At 72.8% G+C, this 12,514-nt stretch carries 9 protein-coding genes and 2 pseudogenes; 7 read left to right on the forward strand and 4 right to left on the reverse strand.

The window, feature by feature from the left end; all coding sequences use genetic code 11:
- Positions 1-3 precede the first annotated feature (3 nt).
- Positions 4-1,695, reverse strand: a complete 1,692-nt coding sequence (locus Pta02_RS20330; RefSeq protein ID WP_275423595.1) for a non-ribosomal peptide synthetase — start codon at positions 1,693-1,695, stop codon at positions 4-6.
- Between the two features lie 223 nt (positions 1,696-1,918).
- On the opposite strand from Pta02_RS20330, the gene Pta02_RS20335 reads away from it, so the two are divergent.
- A complete protein-coding gene (locus Pta02_RS20335; RefSeq protein WP_239131010.1) occupies positions 1,919-2,722 on the forward strand; it encodes an arylamine N-acetyltransferase family protein in 804 nt (267 codons plus the stop codon).
- 101 nt (positions 2,723-2,823) lie between these two features.
- On the opposite strand, the gene Pta02_RS20340 is transcribed toward Pta02_RS20335, so the two are convergent.
- Positions 2,824-4,350, reverse strand: a complete 1,527-nt coding sequence (locus Pta02_RS20340) for a benzoate-CoA ligase family protein (protein ID WP_239131012.1) — start codon at positions 4,348-4,350, stop codon at positions 2,824-2,826.
- Positions 4,351-4,411: 61 nt separating this feature from the next.
- On the opposite strand from Pta02_RS20340, the pseudogene paaA reads away from it, so the two are divergent.
- From paaA to Pta02_RS20370, 6 genes and pseudogenes are all read left to right on the forward strand, one after another.
- Positions 4,412-5,392 (forward strand): annotated as a pseudogene (paaA, locus tag Pta02_RS20345) (1,2-phenylacetyl-CoA epoxidase subunit PaaA); the annotation flags it as partial.
- 102 nt (positions 5,393-5,494) lie between these two features.
- A pseudogene (gene paaB, locus Pta02_RS20350) lies at positions 5,495-5,767 on the forward strand (1,2-phenylacetyl-CoA epoxidase subunit PaaB); the annotation flags it as partial.
- Positions 5,764-6,495, forward strand: a complete 732-nt coding sequence (gene paaC, locus Pta02_RS20355) for a 1,2-phenylacetyl-CoA epoxidase subunit PaaC (protein ID WP_239131026.1) — start codon at positions 5,764-5,766, stop codon at positions 6,493-6,495. The pseudogene paaB and the gene paaC, both read left to right, overlap by 4 nt.
- Complete coding sequence (paaD, locus tag Pta02_RS20360) at positions 6,489-6,953, forward strand: 1,2-phenylacetyl-CoA epoxidase subunit PaaD (protein ID WP_203876464.1); 465 nt, start codon at positions 6,489-6,491, stop codon at positions 6,951-6,953. Before paaC ends, paaD begins: the two co-directional genes overlap by 7 nt.
- Entirely contained in the window at positions 6,953-8,053 is a 1,101-nt protein-coding gene (locus Pta02_RS20365) for a 2Fe-2S iron-sulfur cluster-binding protein (protein ID WP_203876465.1), read from the forward strand. Before paaD ends, Pta02_RS20365 begins: the two co-directional genes overlap by 1 nt.
- A 21-nt stretch (positions 8,054-8,074) precedes the next feature.
- On the forward strand, positions 8,075-10,300 hold the full coding sequence (locus Pta02_RS20370; RefSeq protein WP_203876466.1) for a molybdopterin-dependent oxidoreductase: 2,226 nt from the start codon (positions 8,075-8,077) through the stop codon (positions 10,298-10,300).
- A gap of 196 nt (positions 10,301-10,496) precedes the next feature.
- Here Pta02_RS20370 and Pta02_RS20375 read toward each other — a convergent pair whose 3' ends face one another.
- Positions 10,497-11,642 carry a DegT/DnrJ/EryC1/StrS family aminotransferase gene (locus Pta02_RS20375; protein ID WP_203876467.1) on the reverse strand — a complete coding sequence of 382 codons (1,146 nt, stop codon included), beginning with the start codon at positions 11,640-11,642 and terminating at the stop codon, positions 10,497-10,499.
- Between the two features lie 25 nt (positions 11,643-11,667).
- On the reverse strand, positions 11,668-12,474 hold the full coding sequence (locus Pta02_RS20380) for a class I SAM-dependent methyltransferase (RefSeq protein WP_239131028.1): 807 nt from the start codon (positions 12,472-12,474) through the stop codon (positions 11,668-11,670).
- Positions 12,475-12,514: the final 40 nt, after the last annotated feature.

Below are 12,514 nucleotides of genomic sequence, written 5' to 3' on the forward strand. Positions count from 1 at the left end.
CTCTCACGTTCCCGGGCTCGCGGCGCTGACGGATGCGGCCAGCTCGTGCAGCACGTCGTACTCGAACAGGTCGTCGGCCACTATGCGCAGCCCGCGCTGCCTGGCGCGCGAGGCCAGCCGGATGGCGAGCAGCGAGTCGCCGCCGCTTTCGAAGAAGCTGTCGTCGCGCTCGACGGAGCCGACCTGGAGCACCTCGCACCACAGCTCGGCCAGCACGCGCTCGGTGTCGGTGTGGAAAGCGCCGCTCTCCTGCGCCGGCACGGCCGGCTCCTGCGGCCTGGCCAGGGCCTTCCTGTCGACCTTGCCGTGCGAGGTCACCGGCAGCGCGTCGAGCACCGTGACCGCCGCGGGCACCATGTAGTCGGGCAGGTGCCGGGCCAGCTCGCGCCGGAGCCACACGGGGTCGGGCAGGTCCTCCGGGTCGCCCGGCACCACCGCGGCGATGAGCTGGTCGGCCTGCTCGCTCTTGACCACCACGGCCTCGCGCACCCCGGCCAGCCCGCGCAGGGCCGACTCGACCTCGCCGGGCTCGACGCGGAAGCCGCGCACCTTGACCTGGTCGTCCGCCCGGCCGGCGAAGGCCAGGCCGCCCTCGGGCAGCTCGCGCGCCAGGTCGCCGGTGGCGTACATGCGGGCGCTGAGATCGACGGGGTCGGGCATGAACCGCTGCGCCGTGAGCTCGGGCCGGTTGAGGTAGCCGTGCGCCACGCCGGTGCCGCCGATGTACAGCTCGCCGACCGAGCCGCGCGGCACCGGGCGGCGCTCCTCGTCCAGCAGGTAGGCGCGCATGCCGGGCAGCGGATGCCCGATGGGCGGCGTCCCGCCCTCGGGCCCCACCTCGGCGAAGGTGGCCACCACGCTGGTCTCCGTGGGCCCGTACAGGTTGAACAGCTTGTACGGCAGCCCGGCCGGCGGGCGCCGGTTCAGCTTCTCCCCGCCGGTCAGCAGCACCCGCAGCGATCCGCCCACCTGCTGGTCGAGCAGGTCGACGGCGAGCACCGTGGTCAGGAAGCACACCGTGACGCCCTGCGTGGAGATCCAGCGGGCCAGCGCGTCGGACGACCCGGGCAGCCGGCTCTCCATCAGGTGCAACGTGGCGCCGGCCGCCAGGCACGGCCAGACCTCCAGCGCCCAGGCGTCGAAGGAGGGCCGGGCGATCTGGCTGACCCGGTCGCCGGGGCGCACGTCGAAGGTGCGCTGGTGCCAGGCCGCCAGGTTGGCGACGCCCTCGTGCGGCACGAGCACGCCCTTGGGCGCGCCCGTCGAACCCGAGGTGTACACGACGTAGCACAGGTCGTCCGGCGTGATCTCGGGGCCCTCCCGCAGGGCGGGCACGTCGCTCTCCAGCGCCCGCTCGACGGCCAGCACCTCGGCCGCGAACCGCGCGGAGTCGGCCTCCCGTGCGATCACCAGGCGGGCGCCGGAGTCCGCGACGACCGAGGCCAGCCGCGCGTCGGGGTCCTCGACGTCCACGCCCACGTACGCACCGCCGGCCAGCAGCACGGCCAGCGCCGCCACCACGAGGTCGGGTGAGCGTTCGAGCGCCAGGACCACCAGGTCGCCCTTGCCCACACCGTGCGCCCGCAGCGCACCCGCCAGCCGGGAGGAACGTTCATCGAGATCGGAATAGGTCAGCACCTCGCCGCCGCAGACCACGGCATGCTGATCCGGCTGCACCTGCGCCCACCATCGCACTCCCGCGGAAACGACGGCGAACGGGCGAGTCGCCGTCGCGGAGCTCGAACCGGTCAATTCAGCCTCCCGGAGCTACGTTTATTCGCCTCATATTCGCCGGGCCGTCGCGCTTTCCGCATCTCATGAATTGCCCAGCGATCAGCGCAATGAAAAAGGTGTCCGGGCGACCACAGAATGACATGGTCCTGGTACCACTGTTTCTGTGAGAATGCGGAGCCGTACTATGACGCTGACGCACGGGCCTTTACTCGACGAGCGGACGGTGGCCGCCTATCTGCGGCGCATAGGCGCCCGGCGGCCCGAGGGGCCGACCTCCGCCGCACTGCGCGACCTGCACGAACGCCACGTCATGACGGTGCCGTTCGAGAATGTGGACTTCCATCTGGGCGAGCCGATGGGAATCGGCGCGGCCGCCCTCGAGAAGATCGTCGACAGGCGGCGCGGCGGCACGTGCTACGAGCTGAACGGCGCGTTCTTCGAACTGCTGCGGGTGCTGGGATTCCAGGCGGAGGTGCTGGCGGGTCGGGTGGCGGACGACAATGCGCTGGGGCCGATCATCGGTCACATGGCGCTGCGCGTGCACACCGCGGACTCGCCCGACCCGTGGCTGGTGGACGTCGGATACGGCCGGGGCGCGCGGCATCCGCTGCGCTGGGCGCCCGGCCTGCCGCAGCGGGACCCGCACGGCGCCTTCGAGCTGGCCCGCGCGCCGCACGGCGACGTGGACCTGCTGCGCGAGGGCCGGCTGCAGTACCGGCTGGAGGACAGGCCGCGGCTGGTGGCCGACTTCGAGGCCATGTGGTGGTGGTACCAGCACTCCCCCGAGTCCCCGCACCTGCGGCACCTGTACTGCACGATCCCGACGCCGGACGGCGGGCGGGTCACGCTCAGCGGGACGACGCTGACCGTCAGGGAGAACGGCGGCAGGAGCACCACGGTGATCGAGGACGAGGACGAGCTGCGCGAGACCTACCGCACCCGCTTCGGCGTCGAGCTGTCCGACCTGCCGCCGGTCGCCCGGCGGTGACGGCAGGGTCGCGTCCGGTGGTGACGAGAGCCGGTCGGCCGCCCGCACGTGGCGGCCGGCCGCTCCGGCGTGACCGGCCTCTCCGGTGCGCGGCGGTGTCCCTAGTGCGCCGCGGTGAGGGCGCGGCGGTTGATCTTGCCGGACGCGGTCTGCGGCAGGGCGTCCACCAGGCGCACCTCCTTGGGGCACTTGTGCGGCGACAGGAGCGAGCGCACATGGTCGCGCAGCTCCTGCGCGGTCGTCCCGCCGCGCGCCACCACGTACGCCCGCAGCAGGGTGAGCCCGTCGTGCTCGAATCCCGTCACCGCGCACTCCACCACGGCGGGATGGGTCAGCAGGCAGTTCTCGATCTCGCTGGGCGCGATCCACTTCCCGGCCACCTTGAGCAGGTCGTCCGCCCTGCCGCGGAAGGTGAAGTAGCCGTCCTCGTCGCGTGAGAAAAGGTCGGCCGAGCGCACGGTGTCCGGGGCGACGAAGGTGGCCGCCGTCTTCTCGGGGTCCTGCCAGTACTCCAGCGCGGCCGTCTCGCCGGTGATCTCGAGGCGGCCCACCTCGCCGTCCGGCAGCGGCACGCCGTGCTCGTCGACCACCCGCACGTCGTAGCCCGGCACGGCCCGGCCGAGCGTGCCCATCCGCACCTCGCCCAGCCGGTTGCACACGTACCCGTGGAACATCTCCGACGAGCCGATGCCGTCCATCACCTCCACGCCGAAGGTCTCCAGCCACCTGCGGTGCAGTTCGAGCGGCAGGGCCTCGCCGGCCGAGATGCACACCCGCAGGCTGCTGAGGTCCTGGCGGGCGGCCTCGGGGTGGGCGAGCATGGCGCTCATCATGGTCGGCACGTTGACCAGGATCGTGGGCCGGTGCTCGGCGATCAGCTCGAAGATCCGCTCCGGCGTGCTGCGCTCGGGGAAGACGACCCCCGCCGCGCCGACGCGGAACGGGAACAGCGCCGTGATGTTGTTGGCGTAGCCGAAGAACAGCTTGGGCACCGGCAGCACGATGTCGTCGGGCCCGAGGTCGAGCACTCCCCCGGCGAACCACTCCATGCTGAGCGCGGCGCTGCGGGCCGCCAGCACGCAGGCCTTGGGCTTGCCCGTGCTGCCCGTGGTGAAGCGCCACATGGCGACGTCGTCGGGTGTGGTCGGCGCGGCCTCCAGCTCTGTGGGCGCGGCGGCGGTCAGCGACTCGAAGTGGTGCTCCCCCTCACGCAGTCCCTCCTTCGGCACGCCGACCACCAGGAGGTCGCGGACGCCGGCCGCGCGGAGCCTGTCCAGGGTGAACCCGTCGGCGACGACCACGGCGGGACGGGCGTACTCGGCGAAGAACCGGTACTCCTGCGGCTGCAGGTAGGTGTAGACCTCGGCGGTGACCGCGCCGATCTTCTGCACGCCGTACCAGGCGGCGACGGACTCCACCCCGTCGCCGAGCGCCAGCAGCACCCTGTCTCCGCGCCGTACGCCCAGCCCGCGCAGCACATGGCCCACCTGGTTGGCCAGCGCCTGGATCCTGCCGTAGCGCACCGGGCCCGCGGAGGTGAGCAGCGCGGTCCTGGCGGGGTCGGTGCCGTCGAGGAAGTGGGTGGCGATGTTGAACGTCCTCGGCAGGTCCTTGGCGCGTATCGTCATGCCGCCCATCGTCGGAGGGCCCGCTCCGCCGTACATCTCGCAGATTGCCGCAATTGCGAAGATGCGCGGCACGGGGGACGCGGCCGAGGCTGAGAACGATCTGCGGAGGAGGTGGGTCGTGAGCATCAGCGCGTTCGATGCCCTGATCGCGGCGGATCAGAAGATCGAGAACAAGGACTGGATGCCTGACGGCTACCGCGAGAGCCTGATCAGGCAGATAGCGCAGCACGCGCACTCGGAGATCATGGGCATGCAGCCCGAGGCGGCCTGGATCAGCCGGGCGCCCAGCCTGGCGCGCAAGGCCGTCCTCATCGCCAAGGTGCAGGACGAGGCCGGGCACGGGCTGTACCTGTACGCGGTCGCCGAGACGCTGGGCGCGCGCCGGGAGGACCTGCTCGACGCGCTCCACGAGGGGCGGCAGAAGTACCTGTCGTTCATCAACTACCCCACGCTCACCTGGGCCGACGTCGGCGCGCTGGCATGGCTGACCGACGGCGCGGCGGTGGTCAACCAGGTCTCGCTCTGCCGCACCTCCTACGGCCCGTACGGCAGGGCGCTGGTGCGCATCTGCCGCGAGGAGTCCTTCCACCACCGGCAGGGCTTCGACCTGCTGCACACGCTGTCGCGCGGTACGCCCGCGCAGCGGCGCTCGCTGCAGGAAGCGGTGGACCGCTGGTGGCAGCCTGCGCTGGCGATGTTCGGGCCGCCGGACTCGCGCTCGACGCATTCGGCCTCCTCCATGGCGTGGCGGATCAAGCGGGCGGGCAACGACGAGCTGCGGCAGCGGTTCGTGGACCTGTGCGTGCCGCAGGCCGAGGCGCTGGGGGTACGGCTCCCGGACCCGGCGCTGCGCTGGAACCCCGAGCGGGGGCACCACGACTTCACCCCGCCCGACTACGACGAGCTGATGCGAGTCGTGGCCGGCCACGGGCCGCGCAACAGGCAGCGGCTGGCGCACCGCAGGCGTGCGCACGAGGAGGGCGCCTGGGTCCGCGAGGCCGCCGCCGTCCACGCCGCCAAACAGGCCGCCAAACAGGCCGCCGGACAAGCCGGACGGCAGGCGGCCGAATGGGAGGCCGGGCGGGCCGCGGCCCCGGATGACGCTCGCGCCGCCGCACGGGAGACCGGTGGGCCCGGGGAGGGGTGGCCGCTCTGGGAGGTTTTCGTACGGCCGCGCCGCGGCCTCGGCCACGCCCACGCGGGCAGCCTGCAGGCCCCCGACGCCGCCGTCGCGCTGCACAGCGCCCGCGACCTCTACACGCGCAGGGAGGAGGGCGTGTCGCTGTGGGTGGTGCCCTCGCGCTCGGTGACCTCCTCGGATCCGGAGCAGAAGGAGGCCTACTTCGCGCCGGCCGCCGACAAGCAGTACCGCCACGCCTCGTCCTTCCCGCCGCCCGAAGGGGTTGAGGGCCTGTGACCGGCCTGCCGGAGTACCTGCTCGGGCTCGGCGACGACGCGCTCGTGGCCGCGCAGCGCACCGCCGAGTGGTGCGCGAAGGCGCCGCAGCTCGAAGAGGAGGTGGCGCTGGCCAACCTCGCGCTGGACCAGCTCGGCCAGGCGCGGGCGTTCCTGACCTACGCGGGCGAGCTCGAAGGCGAGGGCAGGGACGAGGACGCGCTGGCGTTCCTGCGCGACGAGCACGAGTTCCGCAACGTCCAGCTCGTCGAGCTGCCCAACGGGGACTTCGCCGTGACCGTGGCCAAGACGCTGTTCCTGGCCGCCTACCAGAACCTGCTCTACACCCGGCTGGCCCGCGCGGCCGAGCCCCGGCTGGCCGGCATCGCCGCCAAGGCGGCCAAGGAGAGCGCATTCCACGTGAGTTACGCCTCCCTCTGGACGGTCCGCCTGGGTGACGGCACGCCGCTGTCGCACCGGCGGATGCGCGACGCGGTCGAGGAGGTGTGGCCGTACACGCACGAGCTGTTCGAACCGTGGGCGCCGCCCGAGGCGGGCCTCGACCCGGCCGCGCTGCGCGGGCCGTGGCTGGAGGTCGTCGGGCGCGCGCTCGGCGAGGCGACGCTGACCAGACCGCAGGACGGCTGGGCGGCCACGGGCGGCCGGAGCGGCCGGCACACCGAATGGTTCGGCCTGCTGCTGGCCGACATGCAGTCCGTCCACCGAGCGCATGTGGGGGCACGATGGTGAAGGAACGAGTCGAGGCGGCGGTGGCGGCGGTGCCCGACCCCGAGCTGCAGGTGCTCTCCATCGGAGAGCTGGGCATGCTGCGCGAGGTGAGCGTGGACGAGGACGGCAACGCCGTCGTCACCCTCACCCCGACCTATCTGGGCTGTCCCGCGCTCGAACTGATCAAGGCGGACGTGGCCGCGGCGGCGCGGACCGCGGGCGCGGCGCGGGTGGAGGTCGTGGTCTCCATGTCCCCGCCGTGGACGACCGACTGGCTGAGCCAGGCCGCGCGCGCCAAGCTCACCGAGGCCGGCATCGCACCGCCGGGGCGGGCGTCGCTGCCGCTGCTGCAGCCGGGATGCCCGCGGTGCGCGTTCCCGGACACCGAGGAGCTGTCGAGCTTCGGCGCCGCCGCCTGCATGGCGCTGCGGCTCTGCTCGGGCTGCGGCGAGCCCTTCGAGCATCTGAAGGCGCACTGATGGCCAGACCGCGCTTCCACCGCGTCCGCGTGGAGTCGGTCACGCCGGTCGCCGCGGACGGCAGCGCGGTCGAGGTGACCTGCCTGGTCCCGGACGAGCTGACCGGCGCCTTCGCCTTCACACCCGGCCAGCACGTCACGGTGCGGCTGCCGGTGGACGGACGGCAGATCCGCCGTTCGTACTCGCTCTGCTCCACGCCGCGGGAGCTGGTGAGCCGGGGCAGGCTGCGCCTGGGCGTGCGGGTCGTGCCCGGCGGGGTCTTCTCCACCTACGCGGCCGGGGAACTGGCACCGGGCGACCGGTTGGAGCTGCTCTCGCCCGTCGGCACGTTCGGGGTGCGGTTCGACCCCGCGCGCCGCCGGCACTATGCCGCCGTGGCCGCCGGCTCGGGGATCACCCCCGTGCTGTCGCTCGTCGCCACGGCGCTGGAGACCGAGCCGGGCAGCCGCTTCACGGTCCTGTACGGCAACCGCGCGGCAGACTCGGCGATGTTCACCGACGAACTGGGCGACCTGAAGGACCGCCATCCGCGCCGGCTGCACCTGGTGCACCTGTTCTCCCGCGAGCAGCCGCGGGTCGGGCTGCCCCGGGGCCGCCTGGACCGGGCCACGCTGGAGGGGCTGTTCTCCCGCCTGCTGCCGCCCGCCGAGGTCGACGAGTGGTTCGTGTGCGGGCCCGCAGGCATGGTGGACGAGACGCGCGCCGCCCTGGCCGGCCACGGTGTGGACCCCGCGGCGATCCACACCGAGCTGTTCCACCCGGGCGGGCCCGCCCGCGAGAGCCGTACGGACCCCGCCGGCGGCGCGGCCTCCGGAGCGGAGGCCTCGGAGGTGAGCGTCGTCATGGACGGCCGGGTCACGAGCGTCCCCCTGGAGCCGGGACGCACCGTGCTCGACGCGGTCATCGCCGCCCGCCCCGACGTGCCGTACTCCTGCCAGACCGGTGTCTGCGGCACCTGCCGCGCCCGCGTCGTCGAGGGTCGTGTGCGCATGGCGCGTACGTGGGCGCTCAGCGAACAGGACCGTGCGGCCGGCGACATCCTGACGTGCCAGGCGGTGCCGCTGACCGCCCGGGTGCGTATCGACTTCGACGTCCTGTGATCCTCGGCATCGGGAGTGCCCATGACCATCGCACATAGAACCTGTCCCATCTGCGACGCCGTCTGCGGCCTGCGCCTGCGGCTGGACGAGAGGGGCCACGTCCTGTCGGTCAAGGGGGACGCCGACGACCCGTTCTCGCGGGGGTACATCTGTCCCAAGGGCGCCAGCCTCGGCGCGCTCGACGAGGACCCCGCCCGCCTGCGCCGCCCCCTCCTCCGGCAGGACGGGGAGCTGCGCGAGGCGTCGTGGGAGGCGGCCTTCGAGGCGGTCGAGCGCGGCCTGGGGCGGGTGATCTCCGAGCACGGGAGGGACGCGGTCGCCGTCTACTTCGGCAACCCGACGTTCCACACGATGGCGGGCTTCATGTACCGGATGCCGCTGACCCAGTCGCTCGGCACCCGCAACGTCTACTCCGCCAGCACCATCGACCAGGCCCCCAAGCAGGTGGCGTGCGGCCTCATGCTCGGCGACCCCTTCGCCATCGCGGTGCCCGACCTCGACCGCACCGACTTCCTGCTGGTCATCGGCGCCAACCCGGCCGAGTCGCACGGCTCGCTGTGCGCGGCTCCGGACTTCCCCGGCAGGCTCAAGGCGCTGCGCAACCGCGGCGGCAAACTGGTCGTGGCCGACCCCCGGCGCACCAGGACCGCCGCGCTGGCCGACGAGCACCTGTTCGTCCGCCCGGGCACCGACGCGCACCTGCTGCTGGCCGTCGTGCACACGTTGCTGGCCGAGGGGCTGACCTCGATCGACATCGAGGTCGACGGGCTGGAGGAGCTGCGCGAGGCGGTCGCGCCGCACACGCCGGAGGCGGCCTCGGAGATCTGCCGCGTGCCCGCCGACCGCATCGTCGCGCTGGCCCGCGAACTGGCGGCCGCGCCAACGGCGGCCGTCTACACCAGGATCGGCACCTGCACATCGGAGTTCGGCACGCTCACGCAGTGGCTCGTCGACGTGGTCAACGTGCTGACCGGCAACTTCGACCGGCCCGGCGGCGTCATGTTCACCCGGCCCGCCATCGCGGAGATCTTCAGGCCGCGCGAGCCGTTCACCACGGGGAACTGGCGCAGCCGGGTGCGCGGCCTGCCGGAGGTGATGGGCGAGCTCCCGGTCGCCACGCTGGCCGACGAGCTGGAGACGCCGGGAGAGGGCCGGATCAGGGCCATGGTGACGGTGGCGGGCAACCTGGTGCTGTCCGCGCCGAACGGGCCGCGCCTGGACAGGGCGCTGGCCGGCGTCGACTTCATGGTGTGCGTGGACCCCTACCTCAACGAGACCACCAGGCACGCCGACGTCATCCTGCCGCCGCCGCGGATGCTGCAGATGCCGCACTACGACTTCCTGCTGTCCACGGTGACGGTGCGGAACTACGCCAGGTTCTCGCCCGCCGTCCTCCCGCTCGATCCCGACCAGCGCTCCGAGGCGGAGATCCTGGCCAGACTCACGCTCATCGCCGCGGGTCAGGGCGCGCAGGCGGACCCCGCCGCGCTCGACGAGATGATCGTCGGGCAGGTGCTCGGCGAGGCCGCGGACCTGCGGGCCGAGCTGTCCGGCGACAGCGGGCCCGAGCTGATGCTCGACGCCCTGCTGCGGCTCGGCGCGTACAGGCTGTCGCTGAAGGAGCTGCTGGCCCGGCCGCACGGCATCGACCTGGGCCCGCTGGAGCCGCGGCTCGGCGAGCTGGTGCGCACGCCCTCGGGGCGGGTGGAACTGGCGCCCGAGGTGATGGTCGAGGAGGTGCGCCGGCTGCGCGCGCGGCCCGCCGCGCCCGGCTCGCAGTTCCTGCTGATCGGGCGGCGGCAGCTGCGCTCCAACAACAGCTGGCTGCACAACGTGCCCGGCCTGGTCGGCGGCAGCAACCGGTGCACGCTGCACGTCCACCCCGACGACGTGGCCGGGCTCGGGCTGGGCGAGCACGCGCTCGTGCGCTCGGCGGCCGGGGAGGTCGTCGTGCCCGTCGAGCCCACCGAGTCGATCATGCCCGGGGTGGTCAGCCTCCCGCACGGGTGGGGCCACGCCGGCGGGAACCAGCCGGTGGCCCAGCGGCACGCGGGCGTCAACGCCAACGCCCTGACCGACGAGTCGGTCATCGACCCGGTGTCGGGCAACGCCGTCTTCAACGCGGTGCCCGTGACGGTCACGAAGGCCCCCGTCCAGGAGGTCCCCGCCCAGGAGGTCCCCGTCCAGGAGGTCCCCGTCCAGGAGGTCCCCGTCCAGGAGGTCTCCGTCCGAGAGGTCACTGTCTGAAGGCCCGCCGTCCGATCCGCGCGCACGAGGCCCCGGCCCGAGCTCCCGTGAGGGGGTGACGGCCGGGGCCGCGGGAGTCTACGACGCCGCAACTCACCACTGCCGCAACTCATGACCGCCGCAACTCATGACCACGGTCCGGCGGCACCGCTCGCGGAGTGCCCGCGCGAAGAGCACGAAGAGAGAAGAGGGGGGATTACCAGCCGGATTTGATCGTGTCCGCTATGTGCGCGCGATCGGCCTCGGAAAGCCACCAGCCGACGGGGATGTGGACCATTCGGTCGTGCACGGCGTCCAGGCCGGGCAGCGCCGAGTCCGTGACGTCCCGCACGGCGCCGTGCGTGTCGTTGCGCCGGACCAGCATGCTCACCGTGATCCCCGCGTCGTTCATCTTCCGCATGAACGAGGGCCGGTCCTCGGCCTTGACCGGGTACAGCCAGCAGGACGACTCCCGGTCCGGCTCCCGCGCGGTCAGCTCCAGTCCCGGTACGCCGGCCAGCTCCGCGTCGTAGAACGCGGCGTTCCGGCGGTGCCGTTCCACCCGCTCGTCGACCGTCTCCAGGTTCGCCAGCCCGATGGAGGCGCTGATCTGGTCCAGATAGAAGTTGTAGCCCCACTCGGGCACGTCGTAGTCGCCGTTGACCCGGTCGGCCCGCCGGTCGATGCCGAAGAAGCGGAGCCTGCGGGCGCGCTCGTACGACCGCTCGTCGGGCAGGGTGAGCATGCCGCCGCAGCCGGTGCCGAGGTGCTTGGTCGCGTGGAAGCTGAACACGCAGATGTTCTCGCCGTCACCGCCCACCGGGCGGCCGCGCAGGGTGCTCCCCCAGGCGTGCGCGCAGTCCTCGACGACCACCGGCCGGTAGCCGTGCGCGGCCTCGGCCGCGTCGAGGATCTCCCGCAGCCGGTCCAGGTCCACCGGATACCCGGCCCAGTGGACGACGACGATGGCGCGGGTGGCCGGTGAGATCTTCTTCGCGAGGTCGTCGAGGTCGAGGTTGAGCGTGGCCGGGTCCACGTCGACCCAGCGCAGGCGCAGCCCGTTGGCCAGCACGGCCCAGTTGGTGGCCTCGAAGGTCAGCGGCGTGCTCAGCACCTCGTCCCGGGCGACGCCCGGTCCGGCCTCTCCGTTTCCGGGGCCGGACGCGCCCGCCAGCCGGAGCGCGAGGTGCAGACCCGAGGTGCCGTTGTTGACCGTGGCCACGTACGGGTTCCCGAGGCGCGCGCCCAGCGCCGCCTCGAACTCCTCGACGGCCGGCCCGTGAGCGATCATGCCGGTGCGCAGCACGTCGGCGATCCGGTCCAGGGTCCCCGGCCCGATCGCGGCCTTGAGCAGCGGGATCATCGGCGGCGCGCTCCGTCCGGTCCGTTCAGCGCCGGACGCCGACGAAGAGTCCACGGCCGTCCCCGATGTCCTCGCTCTCGAGGTACTCCACGTCGCAGCCCGCGCGCCGGAACGCGGCGATGTAGTCGGCGGGCTCGAACAGGGTGAAGATCTGGACCTGGTCGAAGTGGTGCACGCCCGTCGTGTCCGCCACGGACCAGTGCGCCTCCTGCCGGACGGTGGAGCCCGTGGTCCGCGCCACCCGCATCACCCGCGTCACCGTACGGTCCACGCCACGTACGAAGTCGCCGGCGATGTGGCCGTCGGTGAACCTGTCGGGGAAGTACCACGGCTCGACGATCAGCACCCCGCCGGTCGGCAGATGAGCGGCCATGCGGCCCACCGCCGCCTCCAGCTCCGCCGTACCGGCCATGTAGCCGACCGTGCCGAAGAGGCTGCACACCGCGTCATAGGTCCGGCCGGTGTCGAACCACCGGATGTCCCCCTCGTGGACCGCCACGCCGGGCAGCTTGCGCCTGGCCGCCGCGCACATCGTCGGGGACAGCTCGACGCCCTCGACCTCGTCGAAGGTGAGCCGGAACGTCCGCAGGTGCTTCCCCGTCCCGCAGGCCACGTCCAGCAGCGAGGCCGCCCCGGGGCGGCGGGCGCGCACCAGCTCGGTGACGAAGGCGGCCTCGTGCGCGTAGTTCTTGCCCCGTCCCTGGTAGATGAGATCGTAGAACTCACTCACCTCGGCGCTGTAGACGTTGGCCTTGCGGGCGTCCTCGGCGTCCCGGGCGGCCGTGGCCGACGTGTCCGTGGTCATCAGCGCCTCCGCAGTGGATTCGGTCACCCCGCGAGTCTCACATCCGCCGCATTCTCCGGACATCTTC

Source organism: Paraplanobispora takensis (genome assembly GCF_016863195.1).
Classification (GTDB): Bacteria; Actinomycetota; Actinomycetes; order Streptosporangiales; family Streptosporangiaceae; genus Planobispora; species Planobispora takensis.